General features: G+C 74.0%; 24 protein-coding genes and 1 pseudogene. 5 read left to right on the top strand and 20 right to left on the bottom strand.

Annotation, left to right across the window (positions count from 1 at the left end):
• Window positions 1-448: 448 nt before the first annotated feature.
• Window positions 449-799, bottom strand: coding sequence for a histone-like nucleoid-structuring protein Lsr2 (locus Q2K19_RS12935; protein ID WP_302770988.1), 351 nt, complete (start codon window positions 797-799; stop codon window positions 449-451).
• Between the two features lie 112 nt (window positions 800-911).
• Complete coding sequence (gene lysS / locus Q2K19_RS12930) at window positions 912-2,420, bottom strand: lysine--tRNA ligase (RefSeq protein ID WP_302770986.1); 1,509 nt, start codon at window positions 2,418-2,420, stop codon at window positions 912-914.
• A gap of 91 nt (window positions 2,421-2,511) precedes the next feature.
• Here lysS and Q2K19_RS12925 point away from each other — a divergent pair, with 91 nt between their 5' ends.
• Entirely contained in the window at window positions 2,512-3,252 is a 741-nt protein-coding gene (locus Q2K19_RS12925) for a class I SAM-dependent methyltransferase (protein ID WP_302770985.1), read from the top strand.
• A 57-nt stretch (window positions 3,253-3,309) separates the two neighbouring features.
• Here the strand turns inward: Q2K19_RS12925 and Q2K19_RS12920 are convergent, their stop codons facing one another.
• The 7 genes and pseudogenes from Q2K19_RS12920 to Q2K19_RS12890 all read right to left on the bottom strand — a co-directional run bounded on the left by Q2K19_RS12920 (window position 3,310) and on the right by Q2K19_RS12890 (window position 9,211).
• Entirely contained in the window at window positions 3,310-4,068 is a 759-nt protein-coding gene (locus Q2K19_RS12920; protein ID WP_302770984.1) for a type III pantothenate kinase, read from the bottom strand.
• Window positions 4,069-4,085: 17 nt separating this feature from the next.
• Window positions 4,086-4,994: a carboxylating nicotinate-nucleotide diphosphorylase gene (gene nadC, locus Q2K19_RS12915; RefSeq protein WP_446839662.1), complete on the bottom strand. Its 909-nt coding sequence runs from the start codon at window positions 4,992-4,994 to the stop codon at window positions 4,086-4,088.
• Complete coding sequence (locus Q2K19_RS12910; protein WP_302770981.1) at window positions 4,979-6,664, bottom strand: L-aspartate oxidase; 1,686 nt, start codon at window positions 6,662-6,664, stop codon at window positions 4,979-4,981. The genes nadC and Q2K19_RS12910 overlap by 16 nt, the downstream gene beginning before the upstream one ends.
• A 61-nt stretch (window positions 6,665-6,725) precedes the next feature.
• A pseudogene (locus Q2K19_RS12905) lies at window positions 6,726-6,917 on the bottom strand (septum formation family protein); the annotation flags it as partial.
• Between the two features lie 34 nt (window positions 6,918-6,951).
• Complete coding sequence (gene panD, locus Q2K19_RS12900; protein WP_302770979.1) at window positions 6,952-7,380, bottom strand: aspartate 1-decarboxylase; 429 nt, start codon at window positions 7,378-7,380, stop codon at window positions 6,952-6,954.
• Between the two features lie 32 nt (window positions 7,381-7,412).
• The gene (panC, locus tag Q2K19_RS12895; RefSeq protein WP_302770978.1) at window positions 7,413-8,261 is read right to left on the bottom strand and encodes a pantoate--beta-alanine ligase; all 849 of its coding nucleotides are present in this window, start codon (window positions 8,259-8,261) and stop codon (window positions 7,413-7,415) included.
• Complete coding sequence (locus Q2K19_RS12890; protein ID WP_302770976.1) at window positions 8,258-9,211, bottom strand: Rossmann-like and DUF2520 domain-containing protein; 954 nt, start codon at window positions 9,209-9,211, stop codon at window positions 8,258-8,260. Before Q2K19_RS12890 ends, panC begins: the two co-directional genes overlap by 4 nt.
• A gap of 198 nt (window positions 9,212-9,409) precedes the next feature.
• Between Q2K19_RS12890 and Q2K19_RS12885 the strand changes: the two genes are divergently transcribed.
• Both Q2K19_RS12885 and Q2K19_RS12880 read left to right on the top strand, forming a co-directional pair.
• Window positions 9,410-10,414, top strand: a complete 1,005-nt coding sequence (locus tag Q2K19_RS12885; RefSeq protein WP_302772461.1) for an SAM-dependent methyltransferase — start codon at window positions 9,410-9,412, stop codon at window positions 10,412-10,414.
• Window positions 10,402-11,571 (top strand): NADH-quinone oxidoreductase subunit D, encoded by a 1,170-nt coding sequence (locus tag Q2K19_RS12880; RefSeq protein ID WP_302770974.1) that lies wholly within the window; start codon window positions 10,402-10,404, stop codon window positions 11,569-11,571. The genes Q2K19_RS12885 and Q2K19_RS12880 overlap by 13 nt, the downstream gene beginning before the upstream one ends.
• A gap of 45 nt (window positions 11,572-11,616) precedes the next feature.
• Here the strand turns inward: Q2K19_RS12880 and Q2K19_RS12875 are convergent, their stop codons facing one another.
• The 4 genes from Q2K19_RS12875 to Q2K19_RS12860 all read right to left on the bottom strand — a co-directional run bounded on the left by Q2K19_RS12875 (window position 11,617) and on the right by Q2K19_RS12860 (window position 16,153).
• On the bottom strand, window positions 11,617-13,419 hold the full coding sequence (locus Q2K19_RS12875; RefSeq protein ID WP_302770972.1) for a hypothetical protein: 1,803 nt from the start codon (window positions 13,417-13,419) through the stop codon (window positions 11,617-11,619).
• A gap of 154 nt (window positions 13,420-13,573) precedes the next feature.
• Window positions 13,574-14,578 (bottom strand): glycine betaine ABC transporter substrate-binding protein, encoded by a 1,005-nt coding sequence (locus Q2K19_RS12870; RefSeq protein ID WP_302770971.1) that lies wholly within the window; start codon window positions 14,576-14,578, stop codon window positions 13,574-13,576.
• A 169-nt stretch (window positions 14,579-14,747) separates the two neighbouring features.
• Window positions 14,748-15,470, bottom strand: a complete 723-nt coding sequence (locus Q2K19_RS12865; RefSeq protein ID WP_302770969.1) for an ABC transporter permease — start codon at window positions 15,468-15,470, stop codon at window positions 14,748-14,750.
• Window positions 15,467-16,153, bottom strand: a complete 687-nt coding sequence (locus Q2K19_RS12860) for an ABC transporter permease (RefSeq protein WP_302770967.1) — start codon at window positions 16,151-16,153, stop codon at window positions 15,467-15,469. The genes Q2K19_RS12865 and Q2K19_RS12860 overlap by 4 nt, the downstream gene beginning before the upstream one ends.
• A gap of 2 nt (window positions 16,154-16,155) precedes the next feature.
• Here Q2K19_RS12860 and Q2K19_RS12855 point away from each other — a divergent pair, with 2 nt between their 5' ends.
• Window positions 16,156-17,148 (top strand): ABC transporter ATP-binding protein, encoded by a 993-nt coding sequence (locus tag Q2K19_RS12855; protein WP_302770966.1) that lies wholly within the window; start codon window positions 16,156-16,158, stop codon window positions 17,146-17,148.
• A 6-nt stretch (window positions 17,149-17,154) separates the two neighbouring features.
• Here the strand turns inward: Q2K19_RS12855 and Q2K19_RS12850 are convergent, their stop codons facing one another.
• The 7 genes from Q2K19_RS12850 to folP all read right to left on the bottom strand — a co-directional run bounded on the left by Q2K19_RS12850 (window position 17,155) and on the right by folP (window position 21,755).
• Window positions 17,155-17,652: a hypothetical protein gene (locus tag Q2K19_RS12850; protein ID WP_302770964.1), complete on the bottom strand. Its 498-nt coding sequence runs from the start codon at window positions 17,650-17,652 to the stop codon at window positions 17,155-17,157.
• 86 nt (window positions 17,653-17,738) lie between these two features.
• Window positions 17,739-18,047 carry a hypothetical protein gene (locus tag Q2K19_RS12845; RefSeq protein ID WP_302770963.1) on the bottom strand — a complete coding sequence of 103 codons (309 nt, stop codon included), beginning with the start codon at window positions 18,045-18,047 and terminating at the stop codon, window positions 17,739-17,741.
• Between the two features lie 68 nt (window positions 18,048-18,115).
• Complete coding sequence (locus tag Q2K19_RS12840; RefSeq protein ID WP_302770961.1) at window positions 18,116-19,339, bottom strand: ABC transporter permease; 1,224 nt, start codon at window positions 19,337-19,339, stop codon at window positions 18,116-18,118.
• Window positions 19,340-19,458: 119 nt separating this feature from the next.
• The gene (locus tag Q2K19_RS12835) at window positions 19,459-19,947 is read right to left on the bottom strand and encodes a DUF3180 domain-containing protein (protein ID WP_302772460.1); all 489 of its coding nucleotides are present in this window, start codon (window positions 19,945-19,947) and stop codon (window positions 19,459-19,461) included.
• Window positions 19,948-20,008: 61 nt separating this feature from the next.
• Window positions 20,009-20,536, bottom strand: a complete 528-nt coding sequence (folK, locus tag Q2K19_RS12830) for a 2-amino-4-hydroxy-6-hydroxymethyldihydropteridine diphosphokinase (RefSeq protein ID WP_302770959.1) — start codon at window positions 20,534-20,536, stop codon at window positions 20,009-20,011.
• Window positions 20,533-20,892: a dihydroneopterin aldolase gene (gene folB, locus Q2K19_RS12825; RefSeq protein ID WP_302770957.1), complete on the bottom strand. Its 360-nt coding sequence runs from the start codon at window positions 20,890-20,892 to the stop codon at window positions 20,533-20,535. Before folB ends, folK begins: the two co-directional genes overlap by 4 nt.
• On the bottom strand, window positions 20,889-21,755 hold the full coding sequence (folP, locus tag Q2K19_RS12820) for a dihydropteroate synthase (RefSeq protein WP_302770955.1): 867 nt from the start codon (window positions 21,753-21,755) through the stop codon (window positions 20,889-20,891). Before folP ends, folB begins: the two co-directional genes overlap by 4 nt.
• 356 nt (window positions 21,756-22,111) lie before the next feature.
• Here folP and Q2K19_RS12815 point away from each other — a divergent pair, with 356 nt between their 5' ends.
• Window positions 22,112-22,426, top strand: coding sequence for a hypothetical protein (locus Q2K19_RS12815; protein WP_302770953.1), 315 nt, complete (start codon window positions 22,112-22,114; stop codon window positions 22,424-22,426).
• Window positions 22,427-22,433 lie beyond the last annotated feature (7 nt).

Genomic DNA, 22,433 nt, shown 5'->3' with positions numbered 1-22,433 from the left:
CGCGGACGTCCGGGACGGGCGTCCGTGCCTCCTTACTCTATCGCCGCGGGCCGACTCCGCTGAGGTCGTGTGTCCCCGCGAATGGCCGTTCCCACGTCGTTTCTGACAACCGTCCGCGCTCAGGAGGTGTTCCGGTACCCCTACCTGTACGCGCAGAGCGAAATTCGACCGCCGGTGGAAAAGGCCGGTCGCGGCCTCCCGGACGACTGCCGGGGCCCGGGGCGGGCGACTCTCCGGCCCACCACCCGTCATCCACAGCCTGTGGACGACATCTCCACCGCCTGTGGACAACTCCGCCCGGGGAGGGTTTCTTCCCGGCCCGACCCGAATTTCCCGGCGACGGCCGGACCCGGGACGCGAACCGGACAGACGGCGCACGGGGGCGGAAACGACGACGCCGGACCGGAGTGAACTCCGGTCCGGCGTCGATGTCGCCCGGCTGGTCGGCTCAGTGACCGGCCTTCGAGTGGTACTCGTCCACGATCTCCTGGGGAATGCGGCCCCGGTCGGAGATGTCCTTGCCGGCCTTCTTGGCCCAGGCCCGGATCGCCTTGTTCTGCTCGCGGTCGGCGGTGGCGCCGCCCCGACCCCGCGCAGCCCGGCCACCCACGACCACGCCGCCGCGACCGACCTTCGTGCCGTGCGCGACGTACTGACCGAATACGTCGCGCAATTTCTCGGCGTTCGAAGCGGACAGGTCGATCTCGTACTGCACGCCGTCCAGCGCGAACTTGACAGTCTCGTCAGCGTCCCCGCCGTCCAGGTCATCGACCAGCTTGTGAATGATCTGCTTGGCCACGTCCCACATTCCTTTCGAGCAGGGTTGTGCTCCTGCAATACAGGAGCACAATAACCCGCCCGCCGCTTGCCGCGTCAATGGGTTGCGGTAACGACCCGGGAACGGGTGTCGGCTACTCCGGCCGGACCAACGGGAACAGGATCGTTTCCCGAATTCCGAGCCCGGTCAGCGCCATCAAGAGACGGTCGATTCCCATTCCCATACCGCCGGCCGGCGGCATTCCGTACTCCATCGCCCGGAGAAAGTCCTCGTCGAGTCGCATCGCCTCGTCGTCGCCGCGCGCCGCGAGCTGCGCCTGGGCCACCAGCCGCTCGCGCTGCACCACCGGGTCCACCAGCTCCGAGTACGCGGTGCCCAGCTCGAAGCCGAGGACGTAGAGGTCCCACTTCTCGGCCAGCCCCGGCTCGCCGCGGTGCGCCCGGGTCAGCGGGCTGGTCTCCTCCGGATAGTCCCGCACGAACGTGGGGGCCCGCAGGGACGGCACCACCAGCTCCTCGAAGAGCTCCTCGGCCAGCTTGCCGGGGCCCCACTTCGGGTCGACGGAGAGCCCGACCTTGTCCGCGTACTCGACCAGGCGGGCCCTTTCGGTCCGGACGGTGACCTCCTCACCGAGCGCCTCCGAGAGAACACCGAAGAGCGTCACCGAGCGCCACTCGCCACCGAGATCGAACTCACGGCCGTCCGCGTGGGTGACCACCGTCGAGCCGGTGAGGGCGATCGCCGCCTGCTGCACCAGATTCCGGGTCAGCTCGGCCATGGTGTTGTAGTCGCCGTACGCCTGGTAAGCCTCGAGCATCGCGAACTCCGGCGAGTGCGACGAGTCGATGCCCTCATTACGGAAGTTGCGGTTGATCTCGAAGACCCGGTCGACACCGCCGACCACGGCACGCTTGAGAAACAGTTCCGGCGCGATTCGCAGATACAGATCGGTGTTGAGCGCATTGCTGTGGGTCACGAATGGGCGGGCCGCCGCGCCACCGTGCAGCAGCTGGAGCATCGGGGTCTCCACCTCGATGAAGTCCTGGGCGTGCAGGGTGTCGCGCAGACTCCGCACGGTCGTCGCCCGGGTCCGCACCATCTGCCGCGCCTGCGGGCGGACGACCAGGTCCACGTACCGCTGGCGGACCCGGGCCTCCTCACTCAGCGGCTTGTGCGCCACCGGCAGCGGGCGCAGCGCCTTGGCGGTGACCGCCCACTCCTCGACCAGCACGGACAGCTCGCCGCGCCGGCTGGTGATCACCTCACCGGTGACCCCGACGTGGTCGCCGAGGTCGACCAGCCGCTTCCAGTCGTCCAGCCGCTCGGCACCGACCCGGTCCAGCGAGAGCATCGCCTGCAGCTCGGTGCCGTCGCCGTCCCGCAGGGTGGTGAAGCAGAGCTTGCCGGTGTTGCGGACGAAGATCACCCGGCCGGTGACCGAGACCCGGTCGCCGGTCGCGGTGTCGGTCGGCAGGTCGGCGTACTGCTCGCGGATCTTCGCCAGCGTGCTGGTCCGCGGAAAGCCGACCGGGTACGGCTCGACGCCCTCGGCGAGCATCCGGTCCCGCTTCTCCCGGCGGACCTTCAGCTGCTCCGGAAGGTCGTCGGCGGGGTCCACTGGCAGGGCGTTCTGCTCGGTCACGGCAGTTTCCTCAGGCTTGGGGAATATCGGCGGGTCAGCCCATGAGCGTACTCAAGCGCCCTGCCGCCCGTTACGGGATAACCTCCCGCCCATGACGGACCCCACTCACGCACTCTCCTTCGGCGCGGCCGCCGCCGAGTACGACCGGTTCCGCCCCCGCTATCCCGCGCAGGCGCTGCGCTGGGCGCTGGACGGGCTGCCCGCGTCGGCCCGGGTGATCGACCTCGGCGCGGGCACCGGCATCCTCACCCGCGGCGTGCTCGCGCTCGGGCACCGGGTCGTACCCGTGGAGCCGGATCCGGGGATGCGGGCGCAACTGGCGGCCGCCACCCCGGGCACGGCGGCGCTGGCCGGCAGCGCCGAGGCGGTGCCGCTGCCCGACGGCTCGGCCGACGCGGTGCTGGTCGGGCAGGCCTACCACTGGTTCGACAAGGAGCCGGCCCACGCCGAGATCGCCCGGGTGCTGCGGCCCGGCGGCACCTTCGCCCCGATCTGGAACGTCCGGGACGAGCGGGTGGCCTGGGTCGCCGAGCTGAGCCGGGTCGCTCACCTCGGCTACAACGCGGGCAACGTGGTCGACAAGTACGGCGACTTCGGCCCGGCCTTCGAACCGGTCGAACTGGGCGAGTTCGCCCATACCACCACACTCTCCCCCGATGAGGTGGTGGGCATGCTGCACACGCGCTCCTACTGGTTGACCGCGTCGGCCGAGGACCAGGCGAAAATCGACCGGGAACTCGGAGACCTCTTCGCCACCCACCCGGACCTGGCCGGCCGGGAAACCGTCGAACTCCCCTACCGCACGTTGGTCTTCCGCTCCCGACGGCGCTGAGCACGGTGTTAAGAGGGGGCCCCTGCTCTACCGGAGGCGTTAATAAGGGGCCCTTCCTTACACGTTCCGCTCGTACACCATGCGCAGGCCGATCAGGGTGATCATCGGCTCGTGGTGGGTGATCGTGCGGCACTCGCTGAGCACCAGCGAGGCCAGGCCGCCGGTGGCGATCACCGCCTTCACCTCGCCCAGCTCCTCGATCATCCGCTCGACGATCCGGTCCACCTGACCGGCGAAGCCGAAGTAGAGGCCGGCCTGGAGGCACTCGACGGTGTTCTTGCCGATCACCGATCGGGGCTTCGTCGCCTCCACCTTGCGGAGCTGGGCGGCGCGGGCGGCGAGCGCGTCGAAGGAGATCTCGATGCCCGGCGCGAACGCGCCGCCGAGGAACTCGCCCCGGCCGCTGATCACGTCGAAGTTGGTGGTCGTGCCGAAGTCCACGACGATCGACGGCCCGCCGTAGAGGGTGTACGCGGCCAGGGTGTTCACCACCCGGTCCGCGCCCACCTCCTTCGGGTTGTCGATGGCGAGCTGCACCCCGGTGCGCACCCCGGGCTCGACGATCACGCTCGGCAGGTCGGCGTAGTAGCGGGAGAGCATGGTGCGCAGCGAGCGCAGTGCGGCCGGCACCGTCGAGCAGGCGGCCACCCCGGTGATCTCCACGGCGTCACCGGCCAGCAGCCCCCGGAACATCAGGCCCAGCTCGTCCGCGGTGGAACGGGCGTCGGTCTTGATCCGCCAGGAGTGCACCAGCTTGTCGCCGTCGAAGGTCGCCAGCACGGTGTTGGTGTTTCCGATGTCGATGCAGAGCAGCACGCTGGCAGCCTAGACGCTCATTCCGCGCGCAGATCCAGGGCGATGTCCAGGATCGGCGAGGAGTGGGTGAGGGCGCCGACGGAGAGGAAGTCGACGCCGGTCGCCCCGTACTCGGCGGCCACCGGCAGGGTCAGCCCGCCGGTCGCCTCCAGCTCGGCCCGGTCGCCGACCGCGGCCACCACCTCGCGCAGCTGCGCCGGGGTCATGTTGTCCAGCAGCAGGAAATCCGCGCCGGCCTCGACCGCCTCCACCGCCTCGGCCAGGGTGTCCACCTCCACCTGCACCGGCACGTCCGGGAACGCCTCGCGGACCCGGCGGTAGGCGGCCCCGACACCGCCCGCCGCCAGCTTGTGGTTGTCCTTGATCATGGCGACGTCGTGCAGGCCCATCCGCTTGTTGGTGCCGCCGCCGGCGCGGACCGCGTACTTCTCCAGGACGCGCAGGCCCGGGGTGGTCTTGCGGGTGTCCAGCACCATCGCCTTGGTGCCGGCCAGCGCGTCGGCCCAGGCCCGAGTGTGGGTGGCCACCCCGGACATCCGGGAGAGCAGGTTGAGCGCCGTCCGCTCGGCGGTGAGCAGCTGCCGGGTCGGGCCGGTCACCGTGGCCAGCACGTCCCCGCGCGCCACCCGCTGCCCGTCGTGGGCCACCAGCGACACCTCGACCGTACCGTCGGTGCCGGTCACCTCCCCCACCAGCTCGAAGACGGCCGCCGCCACCGGCAGCCCGGCGACCACGCCGTCCGCCCGGGCCACCAGGTCGGCGGTGTCGTTCTGCGCGTCCGGGATCGTGGCGACGCTGGTGACGTCGAGGAACTCCGGCCCCAGGTCCTCGGTGAGCGCGTCAACGATCACCCGCCGCACCAGCTCCGGGTCCAGGTCACCGGCCCGCAGCGCCCGCTCCGTCGACTCCCTCACTGCGACTCCCATCGCTCGGTCAACCGGCTCTCCGTCCCGATCCCGCCGACGAGGTGGCCCAGCCACCGGTCGTCGGCCGTCGGGAAGTCCTCCCGCCAGTGGCAGCCCCGCGTCTCCCGGCGGGTGTACGCAGCCGCGACCAGCGTCGACGCCACGGTGATCAGGTTGGTCGCCTCCCAGTCGGCGGTGCGCGGGACCCCCCGGCCCTGCCCCAGCTCGGTCAGCGTGGCGGCCGTCGCGGCCAGGGTCGGCGCCGAGCGGAGCACGCCCGCACCGCGGGTCATCGCCCGTTGCAGGGCCGGCGTGCCCTCGGCCGGCACCACCCAGCCCTGGCCGCCCACCCAGGCCCCGGTCTCCGCCGGCTTCGCCTGCTCGGGCAGGCCGGCGGCGATGTCCTCGGCGATCCGCCGGGAGAAGACCAGCCCCTCCAGCAGCGAGTTGCTGGCCAGCCGGTTCGCGCCGTGCACCCCCGTGCAGGCGACCTCGCCGCAGGCGTACAGCCCGGGGATGGAGGTGCGGCCGTGCAGGTCGGTGCGGACCCCGCCGGAGGCGTAGTGGGCGGCCGGGGCGACCGGGATCAGGTCGGTGGCCGGGTCCACCCCGATGGCCAGGCAGGAGGCGACGATGGTCGGGAAGCGCCGGGCCAGGAAGTCCCCGCCGAGGTGGCGGGCGTCCAGGAAGACGTGATCCGCGCCGGTGGCCAGCAGCACCCGGTGGATGCCCTTGGCGACCACGTCCCGCGGGGCCAGCTCGGCCAGCTCGTGCTGCCCGACCATGAACCGCTTGCCGTCGCCGTCGACCAGGTGGGCGCCCTCGCCACGGAGCGCCTCGGAGACCAGCGGCTGCTGGGCCAGCCCGGCGCCCGGGCCGCCGGCCGGCACGATCAGCGCGGTCGGGTGGAACTGCACGAACTCCACGTCGGTGACCGCCGCGCCGGCCCGCAGGGCGAGCGCCACGCCGTCGCCCGTGGAGACCGCCGGGTTGGTGGTGGCCGCGAAGATCTGGCCCATGCCGCCGGTGGCCAGCACCACCGCCCGGGCCAGGATCGCCCCGACGCCGTCCTCGCTGCCCTCGCCGAGCACGTGCAGGGTGATGCCGCAGGCCGGGCCGAGCCCGCCGGGCCCGTCGCCGGGAGCGCGCAGCAGGTCCAGCACCAGGGCGTGCTCGACCAGCCGGATCCACGGGTCGCGGTGGACCGCCGCGTGCAGCGCCCGCTGCACCTCGGCGCCGGTGGCGTCGCCGCCCGCGTGCACGATCCGGTCGGCGCGGTGGCCACCCTCCCGGGTAAGCATCAGCGAGCCGTCCGCGTTGCGGTCGAACTCCGCCCCGATCCGCATCAGCTCACGCAGCCGGGTCGGGCCCTCCTCCACCAGCACCCGGACCGCCGCCGGGTCGCAGAGGCCGACGCCGGCCACCTCGGTGTCGTACGCGTGCGCGGCCGGGGTGTCGGTCGGGTCGAGCACCGCGGCGATGCCGCCCTGCGCCCAGCGGGTCGAGCCCTCGTCCATGTTGACCTTGGTGACGACGGTGACGTGCAGGCCCGCCTCGCGCAGGTGCAGCGCGGCGGTGAGGCCGGCCACCCCGGAGCCGACCACGATCACGTCGGTGGTCTCCACCCAGCCGGGGGCGGGCGCGGCCAGCAGCCGGGGCAGAGCCGGCAGCTCGACGGTCGGAAGGTCCATGAGCACAGTCAACCCGAAGGCCCCTCATTGCGGGCGGCGGGGGCGGGACGAGTGGTTTCGGCTACCTGGTCCGGACCGGCAGGCCGGCCGGGCCGGTCCCCTTGAGCGAGTCGGTCTTCGTGCGGTCGGGGAGCCACAGGTAGCAGCGGACGCCCCGGTCGCCGACGGCCCAGCGGCCGGCACCGGGCGGGCGGATCACCGCCCCGCTGCGGAAGCGCAGGATCGCGTCGTCCGGCACGCCGACGTACCGCGCCCAGGACCGTGTTGCAGCCGCTCGCCGTCCCGGGTCAGTTGAGGGCGGCGGCCAGCGGGTTCGGGACCGGGTCGCCGGCGGTGCCGGGGGCGGCCGTGGTCGGGTCGGCAGTCAGGTCGACGACCCGGTTGTCGGCGTCGACGTGCACCACCCGCGGCTGGTACGCCCGGGCCTCGGCGTCGTCCATCTGCCCGTACGAGATCAGGATGACCAGGTCACCCGGGTGCACCAGGTGCGCGGCGGCGCCGTTGATGCCGATCACGCCGCTGCCGCGCTGCCCCGGGATCACGTACGTCTCCAGCCGGGCCCCGTTGGTGATGTCCACGATCGCCACCTGCTCGCCGGGGATCAGGTCGGCCGCGTCGAGCAGATCCTCGTCCACGGTCACCGAGCCGACGTAGTGCAGGTCGGCCTGGGTCACCGTGGCCCGGTGGATCTTCGACTTGAGCATGGTCCGGAGCATCGGAGGTGCCTCTCAGCGGGTGGGTGGAGTGGTCAGGGGCGCGGCGCGAGGTGGAGCGCCACGTTGTCGATCAGCCGGGTGGCGCCGACCCAGGCCGCGATCAGCAGCCGCGCCGGCCCGGCGACCGGCCCCGGCTCCAGGTCGGCGTCGGTGAGCACCAGGTAGTCGAGGCGGGCGCCCGGCGTACCGGCGTCGAAGGCGCGGTGGGCGACGGCCAGCACCTCGCCCGCGTCCGCGCCCTGCCCGGCGGCCTCGACGCCGGCCCGGAGCGCGGCGGAGAGGCGAAGCGCCACCTGCCGCTCCTCGGGGGAGAGGTAGCGGTTGCGGGAGGAGAGGGCCAGCCCGTCCGGCTCGCGGACGGTCGGCACGCCGACGATCTCGACCGGCACGTCCAGGTCCCGGACCATCCGCCGGACCAGGCTCAGCTGCTGGTAGTCCTTCTCGCCGAAGAAGGCCAGATCGGGGCGGGTGAGCTGGAGCAGCTTCAGCACCACGGTGAGCACCCCGTGGAAGAAGCCGGGGCGGCTCAGCCCCTCCAGGTCCTCCCCCAGCGGGCCCGGGTTGACCCGGACCTTCGGCTGGCCCTCCGGGTACATGTCGGTCACCGCGGGGGCGAAGACCACGTCCGCGCCGGCCCGCCGGCAGATCTCCAGGTCGGCGTCGAGGGTGCGCGGATAGCGGTCGAAGTCCTCGTTCGGGCCGAACTGGAGCGGGTTCACGAAGATCGTGACGATCACGTGGTCGGCGCGCTCCCGGGCGGCCCGCAGCAGCGTCTCGTGCCCGGCGTGCAGCGCGCCCATGGTCATCACCACGCCGACGGTGCCGGTCAGGCCGTCGCGCGCGGCCGCCAACTCCTTGCGCGTGTGCACCAGCTCGGTCATGCGGCAACCTCCCCGTAGATGCCACTCAGCACGTCCAGCAGCGACTCCGCGTCGGCCGGGCGCAGCCGGCCCGCGGCGATCGCCCGGTCCGCGGTCCTCCTGGCCAACGCCAGGTAGGGGGGCACCGATTCCGGCGCGGTCGCCGCCAGCTTGACCAGGTGCTGGCGTACGGTGCCCGCGTCGCCCCGGGACACCGGGCCGGTGAGCGCGTCGTCGCCGAGCCGCAGGGCGTTCTCCAGGGCGGCCCGCAGCAGCGGGGCGAGCACCTTCTCCGGCCGGTCCACCCCGGCGTCGCGCAGCCGGTCGGCCGCCTCGTTGACCAGGGTCACCAGGTGGTTGGCGCCGTGCGCCAGCGCCGCGTGGTAGAGCGGCCGGTCGCCCTCGGCCACCCACTCGGGCACCCCGCCCAGGTCGGCGACCAGCCGGGCGGCGAACGCACGCAGCTCGGCCGGGGCGGTCACCCCGTACGAGATGTTGGTGAGGCGGCCCAGGTCGTCCGGCGTACCGGTGAAGGTCATCGCCGGGTGCAGCGCGAGCGGCCGGGCGCCGAGCGCGGCGGCCGGGGCGAGGACGGCCAGCCCGTGCGCGCCAGAGGTGTGCGCGACGACCTGGCCCGGGCGCAGCGCGCCGGCCTCGGCCAGCCCGGCGACCACGCCGGCCAGGGCGTCGTCGGGGACGGCCACGATCAGCAGGTCGGTGGCGGCCCGGGCGACGGCGGCCGGGGAGCGGGTCGGGGTCTGCGGCAGCAGCAGCGCCATCCGGGCCTTCGTGGCCCCGGAGGCGCCGGCGGCGGCGACCACCCGGTGGCCGGCGGCGGCGAGGGCCGCGCCGAGCACGGCACCGACCCGGCCGGCGCCGATCACGCCGACGGTGAGGGTGCGCGGGAAGACGAGCGGGGCGTCGGGGGCCGCGGATGGGGCGGCCGGACGCGGGCGCAGCGGTGCGCTCATGGCAATCGATCCAGTCCTCGAAAGGGGGTACCGGTCGATCGCAAGTATGCGCCGGGGACGAGGAGCGGAAACAAGCATGTGTGAAAACCTTCACCGGCCCCAGCGAAGGGGTTTCAACGGCCACTTCCGGGGGTCCGGCCAGTCGGTCCGTACGCTCGGCCGGTGACCTCCACCGAGCGGCTGTCCTGGCGGGTGGCGATGGACCGGGCCCTCTACGGGCCGGGTGGCTTCTTCGTCTCCGGCCCCGGGCCGGCCGCCCACTTCCGCACCAGCGTGCACGCGTCCCCGGTGTTCTCGTCCGGCCTGCTCCGACTGCTCGGCTCCGTCGATCGTGCTCTCGGGCACCCGGCTCAGCTGGACGTGGTGGATGTCGGTGCCGGGCGCGGCGAGCTGCTGCGATCGCTGCTGGTGGGGGTTTCCGAGGAGCCGGCCACGGCGCCACTGGCCGATCGGGTACGACTCGTCGCTGTCGAACGGGCACCCCGACCCGAGGACCTGCCGGCGGAGATCCACTGGACCAGCGACCTCCCCGACGGGATCACCGGCCTGCTGGTGGCCACCGAGTGGCTGGACAACGTCCCCCTGGACCTGGCGGTGCACGCCGAGGACGGCTGGCGCTACCTGATGGTGGACCCGGCGACCGGCGAGGAGTCGACCGGCGACCCGGTCAGCCCCGAGGACGCCGCCTGGCTCACCCACTGGTGGCCGACCCCTACCCCCACGCCTGACGGGGGGCGGGTGGAGGTCGGGCGGACGCGGGACGATGCGTGGGCGGGGGCCGTGCGGAAGATCGACCGGGGGGTCGCACTGGCCGTGGACTACGGGCACCTGCGGGGCGGTCGGCCGGTCGACGGGACGTTGACCGGGTATCGGGGTGGGCGACAGGTGGCGCCGGTGCCGGACGGCTCGTGTGACGTGACGGCGCACGTGGCCATGGACTCGGTCGCCTCCGCCGGTGAGCCGATTGCCCGGTGTGCGTACACCCTGGTTTCGCAGCGGGAGGGGCTGCAAGCGCTCGGGGCCGACGGCGGGCGACCACCGCTGAGCCTGGCCTCCCGCGACCCCGCCGGGTACGTGCGGGCGCTGGCCGCCGCGTCGGCGGTGGCCGAGCTGACCGACCCGGCCGGCCTCGGCGGGCACTGGTGGCTGCTGCAACCGGTCGGCGTCGCCCTCGATCCGCTCATGGCACGATGGCGGACATGACCACCGACGCCGGCGACCTCCGCGAACTGACCGTCGGCACGGGCGCGGGCGGGGAGCAGCTCGGCACCGACATGGTGCTGAACATCGGCCCGCAGCACCCGTCCACCCACGGCGTGCTGCGACTGAAGCTGGTGCTCGACGGGGAGCGGGTGGTCGCCGCCGAGCCGATCATCGGCTACATGCACCGGGGCGCGGAGAAGCTCTTCGAGGTCCGCGACTACCGGCAGATCATCGTGCTGGCCAACCGGCACGACTGGCTGTCGGCCTTCGCCAACGAGCTGGGCGTGGTGCTCGCGGTCGAGCGGCTGATGGGCATGGAGGTGCCGGAGCGTGCCGTCTGGCTGCGGATGGCCCTCGCCGAGCTGAACCGGGTGCTCAACCACCTGATGTTCCTCGGCTCCTACCCGCTGGAGATCGGCGCCATCACGCCGATGTTCTACGCGTTCCGGGAGCGGGAGACCCTGCAGGCGGTGATGGAGGAGGCCTCCGGGGGCCGGATCCACTACATGTACAACCGGGTCGGCGGGCTGAAGGAGGAGGTGCCGGCCGGCTGGACCGGGCGGGCCCGGGCGGCCATCGGCGAGGTGCGCCGGCGGATGCCCGACCTGGACAACCTGATCCGGCGCAACGAGATCTTCCTGGCCCGCACCGTCGGGGTGGGCGTGCTGTCGGCGGCGGACGCGGCCGCGTTCGGCGCGTCCGGGCCGGTCGGCCGGGCCTCCGGGCTGGACCTGGACCTCCGCCGGGACGAGCCCTACCTGGCGTACGACCAGCTCGACGTGCCGGTGGTGACCCGGACCACCGGGGACTGCCACGCCCGCTTCGAGGTGCTGCTCGACCAGGTGTACGTCTCGCTCGACCTGGCCGAGCAGTGCCTGGACCGGGTGGACCGGCTCACCGGGCCGGTGAACACCCGGCTGCCGAAGGTGGTCAAGGCTCCCGAGGGCCACACCTACGCCTGGACCGAGAACCCGCTCGGCATCAACGGCTACTACCTGGTGTCCCGGGGTGAGAAGACCCCGTGGCGGCTCAAGCTCCGCACCGCCTCCTACGCCAACGTGCAGGCGCTGGCCACGCTGCTCCCGGGCTGCCTGGTCCCGGACCTGATCGCCATCCTCGGCTCGATGTTCTTCGTGGTCGGCGACATCGACAAGTAGCCCCCGGCGGACCGCCCGCGGCCGGCGGGGCGGGTGCCGCCGCGGTCAGCGCCAGCGGTCGGCGGGGCGGGTGCCGCCGGCCCGGGGCACGTCGTCCCGGGGCGGGTAGCCGTACCGCTCGTCGCCGTACCGGACCGGCTCGGGCTCCGCCTGGCGCCACTCGGGCTGGCCGCTGCGCTGCCTCGGTGGACGCCACTCGTCCGGCACCGGCACCCCGCCCGCCGGGAGCGCCGGGCGGCTGTCGTCCGCCCAGCCGGGGAGCGCGTCCGCCGCGCCGCCGCCGTAGACGCCGCCCTGGTCGCGGCGGGGCTCCCGGACGGACGCCCACCGGTCCTCGACCCGGTACTCGGCGCCGCCGTCGTCGGCGTGCACCGCCGCCCGCCGCTCCCCGACCCGGATCTCCCGGCCGCGGTCGTCGTCCCGGACCGAGGCCCAGCGGTTGCCGGCGCGCAGCTCGGACCAGTAGTCCCCGTCCGTGTCGTCCGCCGCCCGGGCGGCGGGTTCGGAGGGGGCCGAGCCGCGGGCGCCCGACGACGTCCAGCCGCCGCCCTGGCCGGCCCAGCCCCGCCCGTCGCGGGAGCCGGCCGGGCCGTCCTCGTCGCGGGAGGCGACCCAGCCCCGCCCGTCGCGGGACCCGTCCCGCCCCGCCGACCAGGCGTCGGGCGAGCCGGCGTGGCCCTGCTCCCAGGAGCGCTCGTCGCTCGCCCCACCCGAGGCCCCCGACCAGGAACGCTGGTCACCGGGCTGATCCGCCGACCAGGCGCGGTCGCCGCCCTGCCCCGCCGACCAGCCACGGTCGTCACCGGACCCGGCCGATCCACCGGCCCGGCCGGCACCCGCCCACGGGTGGTCCCGGACCGGGCCGCCGTCGGCGTCATCCCGCGATCCGGCTGCCCGGGACCAGTCCCGATCCTCCCGGGACGCGCCCTGACCGGCCCAGTCCTCGCGAGGCCCGCCCTGGCCGGCCCAGCCGCGGCCGCCGCCGGACCGGTCGTCCTCGGCCTCCCGGTACTCGGAACGGGCGCGCTCGTCCGGCTCCGCGCCGGCGAAGCCGCGTTCCTCCTGCGGCGACCAGCGGCCGGCGTAACCGCCGTAGCGGGTGCCCGCCTCGGCGCCGCCGTCCACGATGGTGTGCCGGGTGGTGACGTGCACGGTCTCGGTGTGGTGCACCACCCCGACCTGGCGGGGGCCCGGCTCCGACCAGCCGTCCGGCTCCGGCGCGCGCGGCGCCCCGTACACCCCCGGCTGCGGCCGGTCGGCGGCGGACCCGGCACGGTCCGTGCCGTAGCGGGCGCCGGACTGCGGGCGGCGGGTCGACTCGTCCTCGTCCCGGCCGGCGGCCTGCCCCCAGGTCGGGGCGGCCGGCTCCGGCGCGCCGTAGCGGGAGGGCTTGTCGTCGTACGTCTCGGCGGCCGGCACCCGGGCCCGTCCCCCGGCCGGCTCGTCGGCGGACGCGGCGGCGATCCCCGCGGCGGCGGCCGCCGCCGCGTCGAGGCGGCGGCGCAGCGTGGCGACCGAGTCCTCGGTCCGTTGCGCCTGGTCCAGCGCCTGGTTGCCGCGCTGGGCCGCGGCCACGATCTCACTGCGCAGCTCCCGCCGGAGCTGCTCGATCTCGTCCCGCAGCTCGTCGGCACCGGCCGCCGCGCCGCCGCCGTCGGGCCGCAGCGCGACGGAGAGGCCGATCAGCACCACGGCGAGGATCGCCAGCACGGCGCCGAACCGCAGCAGGCCGTTGCCGTCGGCGACCAGGAGAATCAGCGCGGCCAGGGGGGCGAGCCCCACGCCGATCCAGAACAGGACGGTCAGCAGTGAGGTGCGCTTCTCGGCGGGGGCAACCGGGGCGGGCATGGCTGAGCAGACTACCGAGACTTCTCCCGGTAGGGAACGCCCTGACGGCATTGAGGTAAGACCCGGTGACCAGGCTTTCCGGCAAGGCACCGCCCGGCGGTCGCCGACGGGCCCACGTGGGCCCTTCGGCGACCGGCCGACCGTTCCGGGTGGGTCAGCTGGCGGCGAGCGCCGCGTCCGAGGAGAAGACCAGGCCGACGCTGGCCGAGCCGGTCTTCAGCGCGTTCTTGGTCTGCGGACCGCCCGCGTCCAGCGAGCTGAACGAGCCGGCCTTGAAGTCGTAGACCTGGACGAGGCCGGCCTGGCACTTCGGCCGCTGCGGGCACTCCGGCGGGCCGGCCAGCACGGTCGCCTGGCCGGAGCACTTGCCGGCCAGGTCGGAGAGGGTGGCGACCTGGTACTTGTCGGCGAAGGCCTTGGTGACCGCGAAGGCGTTCTGGTCCTGCGCCTGGGACGGCTGGCCGAAGGTGAGGCCGACCTTGTCCCCCTCGGCCTTCAGCGCGGTGACCGTCTTGTCCAGCTCAGGGGAGGAGACCGGCTGGGCGTCCTTGCCGTTGGCCTTGGTGTTGAGGAACTCGGCCATGGTGGCGGCGTACTCGGGGACGACCTGGATCTGGCCCTTCTCCAGGGCCGGCTCGTAGAGCTCCCGGTTGCCGATCGTCTGCACCTTGACCTGGTAGCCGGCGGCGGTGAGCGCGATCTTGTAGAGCTCGGCGACGGTCTGGCTCTCGCTGAAGTTGCCGGCGCCGACCGTGACCTGGCCGCTCTGGTCCTTCGGGGTGCCCTCGGTCACGCCGTTGGCGTCGGCGAACTCCTTCGCCGCGACCTGCGGGGTCTTCCGGTCCACGTCGACCGCCCGGTTCAGCTCGATCAGCTTGGGGGTGTCGAGCTTCGCGGAGACCTTGTCCAGCGCGGCGACGAGCTGCGGCGTCGCCGCCTTGGCGTTGATCGCCGGAAGGACGTTGTCGGTGTTCTGGAGCTTCTTGTCGTCGGTGAGGACGACCAGCTTGTCGCCGGCGACCGGGGCGCAGCCCGCCCCGGAGGCGCCCTTTTCGGGGGCATTCGTGCCGGAGGATCCGGCGCCGCCGCAACCGGTGAGGAGACCCACCGCCGCGACGGCGCCGAGCGCCCCGACGGCCAGGCCTGAACGTGCGCGCATCTGTGCCCGCCTTCCGTGTCCCGGCGCGACCCCCGGTGGGGGCCGGCCGCGTGTCCGACGGGCGATCCGGTCGGCCGCCCGCGACTCCAGCCAATATCCTCCCGGCCGGACCGACAAACTCCGAGCAGGTTTCGTCACCGGATCGTCATCCGGTGCGGATCGGGCCGGGTCAGCCGCCCGCCGTGGCGTCCGCGGCGCGCCGGTTCGCGGCCCGCCGGACCCGCCGCAGCGGGCGCGGCGTCACCGCCCGCTCGACCACCGCGAGCACCCCCTCGACCAGCACCGCCAGCCCGGCGACCAGGACGCCGCCGGCGATGATCTGCCCACCTCCGGCGGCGATGTCCAGCCCGAAGCCGGCCCGGATGATCTGCCCCAGCCCACCGCCGTTGACGAAGGACGCCAGCGCCGCGGTGGCGACCACCTGCACCGCGGCCGTGCGGAACCCGGCCGCCAGGTAGGGCACCGCCAGCGGCAGCTCCACCCGGCGCAGCAGCTGCCCGCCGGAGAGCCCCATGCCCCGCGCCGCGTCCCGCGCCTCCGGGTCGGCCTGCCGCACCCCGGTGTACGCGTTGGCCAGCAGCGGCGGCACCGCGAACACCGCGAGCGCGACCACCACCGCCGGGCGGCCGAAGCCGAGGAAGGTCAGCGGCAGGATGGTCAGCAGCGCCAGGGTCGGGATCGCCAGGGTGACGTTCGACACCAGCAGCACCCCGCCGCCGCCCCGGCCGGTGTGCCCGAGCCAGAGCCCGATCGGCCAGGCCACCAGGCAGCCGAGCAGCACCGCCAGCGCGGAGATGGTCAGGTGCTCGCCGAGCCGGTCCAGGATGCCACCCGGGTTGGTCCAGTTCAGCGGATCGTTCAGCCAGACGACGGCTTCCCCGATGTGGTTCATGCCCCGCGCCTCCGCAGCCACGGCGTGAGCAGCCGGCCCACCCCGGCCAGCACCAGGTCCAGCACCAGGGCCAGCAGCACGCAGAGCACCGTGCCGGTCATGATCTGCGCCTTGTAGAAGTTGTTCTGGAAGCCGGCGAAGATGAGCTGACCCAGACCGCCCCGCCCGATCACCACCCCGACGGTGACCAGCGCCACCGTGGAGACGGTGGCCAGCCGGACGCCGGTGAGGATGCCGGGCAGGGCCAGCGGCAGCTCGATCCGGAACAGCCGGCCCCAGCGGCCGTAGCCCATCCCCTCGGCGGCCTCCCGGACCTCGGGCGGCACCTGGTGCAGCCCGGCCAGCGCGTTGCGGACGATGACCAGCAGCGCGTACAGCACCACCACGGTGAGCACGGTCACCGCCCCGATGCCCAGATACGGCCCGAGGAACGCGAACAGCGCCAGCGACGGGATGGTGTACAGCACCCCGGTCACCGCCAGGACCGGCCCGGCCAGCGACCGGAACCAGTACGCGGCCACCGCCAGCGGCAGCGCCACCAGGGCCGCGATCAGCACCGCCCGGGCGGTGAGCCAGGTGTGGTCGCGCAGCGCGGCGAGGATCGTGTCAGAGTTGTCCCGCACGTACTGCCAGGAGAACCACGGGTTACCGGGCGCGGCCCGGTAGCTCAGGTGGAGGGACACACGTGGACGTTACCCCGGGATCCACCGGCGGACACCGCGCCGCCTCGATCACCCTGGACCGCATCCGCAAGCGCTACCCGGACGGGACGGAGGCGGTGCGGGAGCTGAGCCTGGAAGTGAAGGCCGGCGAGCTGATGGTGCTGATCGGCCCGTCCGGGTGCGGCAAGTCCACCGTGCTGCGGATGATCAACCGGCTGATCGAGCCGACCGGCGGCCGGATCCTGCTCGGCGACGACGACGTCACCCGGGTCGACCCGGTCGCGCTGCGCCGCCGCATCGGGTACGTCATCCAGAACGTCGGCCTCTTTCCACACCAGACCGTCGCCGCCAACGTGGCGACCGTGCCCGGCCTGCTCGGCTGGCCCCGGGCGCGGACCCAGGACCGGGTGAACGAGCTGCTGGAGCTGGTGGGCCTCGACCCGGCGCAGTTCGGCCGCCGCTATCCGCACGAGCTCTCCGGCGGCCAGCGGCAGCGGGTCGGGGTGGCCCGGGCGCTCGCCGCCGACCCGGTGGTGCTGCTGATGGACGAGCCCTTCTCCGCCGTCGACCCGATCGTCCGGACCCGCCTCCAGGAGGAGTTCCTGCGCCTGCAGGCCGAGGTCCGCAAGACCATCGTGCTGGTCACCCACGATCTGGACGAGGCGGTCCGGCTGGGCGACCGGATCGCGGTGCTCTCCCAGGGCGGCCGGCTGGAGCAGTACGACACCCCCGCCGCCCTGCTCGGGTCGCCCGCCTCGCCGTTCGTCCGCGAGTTCGTCGGCACCGACCGGGGCATCCGTCGGCTGGCGGTCACCCCGATCACCCAGGACGTGCTGGACCCGCTCCCCGCCGACGGCGGCGCCGACCTGCCGACGGTGCCGCTGGGCGGCTCGGCGTACGACGCACTCGGCGCTCTGCTCACCTCGGCCGCCGAGCACGCCGTGGTGACCGAGGACGGGCGGCCGGTCGGGCTGCTGAGCCGGGGCCGGGTGCTCAGCCTGGGCGTCGTCGACTGAGCCCGTTCAGGCCCGGCCGCCGAGGCTGGCCAGGCCGATGATCCAGCCGGCGAAGAAGCCGTAGGTGACCCCGGTGCCGGTGGCCTGGAAGGCGGCCAGCAGCGATCCGGCCGGCCCCAGGAGCGCGGCCAGCAGCGCGGCGAACCCGGCGGCCAGGGTGTACCCGGCCCAGCCGGAGAAGAACTGGCTGGCCGAACCCTGCACCCGGGCCGCCTGGGCGGCGGGCAGCAGGTAGAGCAGCGCCGCGGCCAGGACCACCAGCAGGATGGCCCGCAGGTCGGTGGCGAGCACCCCCTGCGACGGGTCGTCGGCGTGCAGCCGCCAGGCCGGCCAGGCGAGCAGCTGGAGGAACCAGCCGCCGGCCCCGTTCGGGTCGGTGTCCTGGACCCAGCCGACGTACATCGGGCTGCCGCAGACCCCGACCAGGAGAAGGGCGGCCAGGGTGCCGGTGCCGGCGGCGGTGCCGTATCGGCTGACCGTGCGGGGGCGGTTGGTGAGGGCCATGGGGCGGTCAGTTCCCGGCCCACCTCGCCGGGCAAACCTGCGCGTACGCGCGACCGCCGCTGGCCGGCGAACGGCCATCGGGGTGATCAGTGCTTCAGCAGGTAGTCGATGAAGGCGGCCCGCAGCACCGGGGCATTCTCCTCGTAGCCGTGGCCGGTCAGCTCCCGCCACAGGGCGTTCCACTCGTCGATCGTCGGCCCCACCGAGTTGACGGCGCCGTCCAGGGCCGCCGCCTCGTCCGCGTTCGGCAGATGCCGCACCACCGACCAGAAGAACCCGAGGTCGCGACGCTTCCAGGCCAGGTGGAGGGCCTGCTCGCGCAGCTCCTCGGTGGAGAGCTTGTCGAGCTCGTCGAAGGTACGTCCGCCGGCGCCAGTGGTGGGAGTGTCGCTCATGCGCCGAGCCTAACCGGCGAGATCAGGTCGGGCCCGCCGGACGCGTCCGGTCCCGGGCATCGCGCCGCTCAGCGGTCGTCGTCCTCCCACCGCCGCGGCCCGGTCTCCCAGCGGGGTGCGTCCCAGGCGTCGACCGCCGTGTCCGTGGTGCGGATCGGCAGCACCGAGGGCCACGTGTCGGCCTGCTCCGGCTGCGGGGTCAGGGCCCAGCCGCTGCTGATGGTGCCGTCCCCGGGCGGCCCGACCTCCACCGTGCCGGCGCCGGGCACGCGCGGCCGGCCGAACGTCTCGACCAGGCGGGTGGCCAGCAGCCCGACGCCGAGCGCGGCCGCGCCGAGGGCCCACCGGCTGACCGTCCAGCCGCGGGCCGTCGCCCAGGCCAGGAAGACCTCGACCAGGCCGACCGCGAGCAGCGCGCCGAAGATGCCGCCGCGCCGCCCGTACGCGCTGGTGCCGGCGAGCAGCACGGCGCCCACCGCCAGCACCGTCCAGTCCAGCCCGGTGCCCGGGACGACCGGGCCGGACCCGTTGGCGGCGATCAGCACGCCGCCGAGCAGAGCAAGGACCGTGGAGCCGGCCAGGGCCAGCATGGTCACGGTCGCGGCGACGGCGCCGCGCCGCCGGGCCGGATCGGCGACCGGCCGGAACCGGCCGACCAGCCGTCGGACCGGCTTGATCGCCCCGAAGAGCCCGCCGAGGACGGCCACCGCGGCGAAGCCGACGAAGAGGTAGAGCGCGGTGCGCCGGGGGTCGTACGCACCCTGGACGACGACCGGGAAGGTGCGCCGCTCGATGTACACGATCACCGCCGCCGCCCCGGCCAGGCTGGCCGCCCAGCCCGGCACGTGCAGCACGACGACGACCAGGCCGAGCGCCAGCCCGCCGAGCGCCGCCACCGCCAGCGCCGGCAGCAGCGCCTCCCGCAGGCCCCGGTCGCCCTGTTCGGCGAAGTGCAGGGCGGCGGCCACCGCGACCGGGCCGACGGCCAGGTTGACCGCGGCGGCGCGCAGGCTCAGCCCGGCGGCGAGGGCGAGCAGCCCGAGCCCGACCACGTCGACCAGGAGCGACTTCAGGCCGGCACCCCGCAACGCGTCCGGGTTCTCCCGCCAGAGCAGCCAGGTGACCGCGGCCAGGCCGGCCAGCAGCAGGACCTCCCACACCACGTGGACCGCGATCCGGTCCCGGCCGGGCTCGCCGTGCGACGGGTCGTCGAAGACGTTCTCCAGCACGGCGGCCGGTACGCCGGACGACGCGTCCGCCGGCGCGCTCCGGCCCGTCTCGTCGTACCCCATGGCCCGCGCCTCCCACTTCGGCGGCCGTCCAGGTCCGACACCCCGCGGACCGGCGGCGGCCGTTGCTCTCCGGTCGCCGAGGACGGTACCTGCGGGAACGGGTGGGTGGGAACCCCTGATCAGAGGCGGCCGCGGGGAGTCTCCCGGTCGCCCGGCTCGCGGTCCTCGTCGTCCTCCTGCTCCGGCACCCGGCAGGACCGTTCCAGCCAGAGCGCCGCGGCGACCAGCGCGAGGGAGGCGAGCAGCCCGGCCCCGCCGGCCGGCCGGTCGCCGACGGCGGCGTTGGTCCGCTCGACGAAGAGCCAGCCGGTGAGTCCGGCGTAGAACCCGGCGAAGATGGCCCCGGCCAGTGCCGACGCCTTGGCCAGCACGACGAACCGGGCGACCAGCAGCGGGTTCACCGGGTCGCGGCCGGGCCGACGCTCGATCCGGTTGCGGGTGTTGACCGCGGCGTAGCCCTCCAGCACCGCGAGGCCGGCCAGCGTGACCACCGGCAACCAGGGCAGCCGGGGCACCACGTCGTAGTAGAAGCTGCTGATCAGCAGCCACGCCACGGCGGCGGCGCCCAGGCCCGCCACCACCAGCGTGGAGATCCGGGTCGGACCCATCCGCCACCGTTCCGGGTCGCGCGGGAACTGCGCCTGGCTCATGCCGTCCGGCTCCACTGGGTCATGTGTCCGACTCTAACGCCAGATCCGGCCGAGGGCTGAGTTCCAGGGCGTCCCCGGCCAGCGGCTCGGCGTTGAGCAGATCGGTCAGCCAGCCGTGCCCGGGCAGCCGGCCGTGCGGTTCGATGTCGATCCACGGCCGCAGCACGAAGGCGCGCAGGTGGGCGCGGGGATGCGGCAGGGTCAGCTCGGCCGCGTCGCGCAGCACCGGCTCACCGGCCTCGTCCCAGACCGCGATGACATCGACGTCCAGGGTGCGCGGCCCGTACCGCCGCTCCGGGTCGCGGGTCCGCCCGGCCGCCGCCTCGGCGGCCCGGGCCCGCGCCAGCCAGTCGTCCGGGCCGGCCGCCGGGTCCGCGACCAGCACCGCCGCGTTCAGGTACGCGGGCTGGTCGGCGTCCCCCCACGGTGGAGTCTCGTAGACGCCGGAGACCACCAGCACGGTGTCGCCGAAGGAGGCCACCGCCGAGCGGAGGTGGGCCAGCCGGTCGCCGAGATTGCTGCCGATCGACAGCACGGCGCGGCTCACCGGGTACGCCGCATCGTGACGGCCACATCCCGGAAGGTGTGCGGGATCGGGGCCTCCGGCTTGTGCACGGTGACGGTGGCGGCGGCGACCAGCGGCTCGGCCAGGCAGACCGCGAGCAGCCGGTCGGCGAGCGTCTCGATCAGGTTGACCGGCTCGCCGGTGATCACCGCGACCAGCCGCTCGGCCAGCTCGCCGTAGTGCACGGTGTCGGTGACCTCGTCGGAGCGGGCGGCCGGGGCGAGGTCGAGTTCGAGCACCGCGTCGACCACGAACTCCTGGCCCTGGGCGCGCTCGAAGGCGTAGACGCCGTGCCGGCCGTGCGCGCGCAGGCCGGTCAGCTCGATCCGGTCGGTCATCGGTCCCCTTCGTCGGCGGTGCGGGTCACCAGGCGCGGGCAGCCGGTGGCCCGCCAGACGGCGAGCGCGTCGGTGGTGCCCCGGACGTCGTGCACCCGAACCCCCCAGGCGCCGGCCGCGACGGCGAGGAGGCTGGTGGCGATGGTGGCCGCCTCGCGGCCCGACGTGGGTCGGGGGCCGCCGTCGGCGTCGGAAAGCAGCCGGCCCAGGTACGACTTGCGGCTGGCCCCGAAGAGCAGCGGGAAGCCGAGGTCGACCAGCTCGGGCAGGCGGGCGCTGAGTTCCCAGTTGTGCGCGGCGGTCTTCGCGAAGCCGAGCCCGGGGTCGATGATGATCCGATCGGCGGCGACCCCGGCGGCGAGCGCCGCGTCGACGCGCTGGCTCAGTTCGGCCCGGACGTCGGCCACCACGTCGGTGTAGGTGGCCAGGTCCCGCATCTCGCGGGAGTGGCCGCGCCAGTGCATGAGCACCCACGGGTAGCCGGCGTCCCGGACCACCCGGGCCATGTCCGGGTCGGCCAGCCCGCCGGAGACGTCGTTGACCACGTCGGCCCCGGCGCCGAGCGCCGCCTCGGCCACCCGGGCCCGGCTGGTGTCGATGCTGACCGGGATACCGGCGGCGCTCAGCTCGCGGATCACCGGCAGCACGCGGGCGATCTCGGTCGCCGCGTCCACCCGGTCGGCGCCGGGCCGGGTGGACTCGCCGCCCACGTCGACCAGGTCCGCGCCGGCCTGGCGCAGTCGCACTCCGTGTCCGACGGCGGCGTCGAGATCGGCGTATCTGCCACCGTCCGAGAAGGAGTCGGGCGTGACGTTGAGGACGCCCATCACCACCGGGGCCGGTGCCTGTACCAGATCGGTCACGACCCGACAGTACCGGTCGCCAGCAGGGCCTCCGGCGGCCCCGGCGGGTACCGCCCACACGGGCGCTGACATGCCGATTGAAACAGGTGTACGATCGGTCGTCCGGGTCGGTTCGGGTCGACTCTTCGCGGGTTGTCGCAAAGGTGCCCGGGCCGTACGCTTTGGAATTGCCCAGCATCGGGATGGCGAAGCCTGGAGGGAGGGCCGAAGCGGGACAAATCCCCTCAAAGTTCGCCACCGTCCGTGGTGGGTGACGAACGCAGGGTCGCGAACGCTGCACCCGAGAAGCACCATCCCGCCACGCTTGCCTACTGCACCACACGCGGCGCCGCCGGCCGCGACCTGGGGAGGTTTCAGTGATCGCCATCGAGCTCCTGGCGACGGCGACGTCCGCCGTCGACCACGCGCTCCACACCCTGGCGTCGACTCCACTCGCCGAGCCCGCGCCGAAGGGCATCGACACCAGCGGCGTCGTCTCCTTCTTCGCCAGCAAGATCGCGCCGATCCTGCTCGCGGTGCTCGGCGTCATCTTCATCGGACGCGCCAGCCGGGGTGAGATCTCCAAGGTGCTGACCAGCTCGGCCATCGCCATCATCGGCCTGGCCTTCATCGCCGGCGCGGCCACACTCTTCTTCGTCGGCGACTACCTGATCAAGCTGATCTTCGAATAGGCGCCGG

This window comes from Micromonospora sp. NBRC 110009 (assembly GCF_030518795.1).
Classification (GTDB): domain Bacteria; phylum Actinomycetota; class Actinomycetes; order Mycobacteriales; family Micromonosporaceae; genus Micromonospora.
This window is presented reverse-complemented; position numbering and strand designations above follow the sequence as displayed.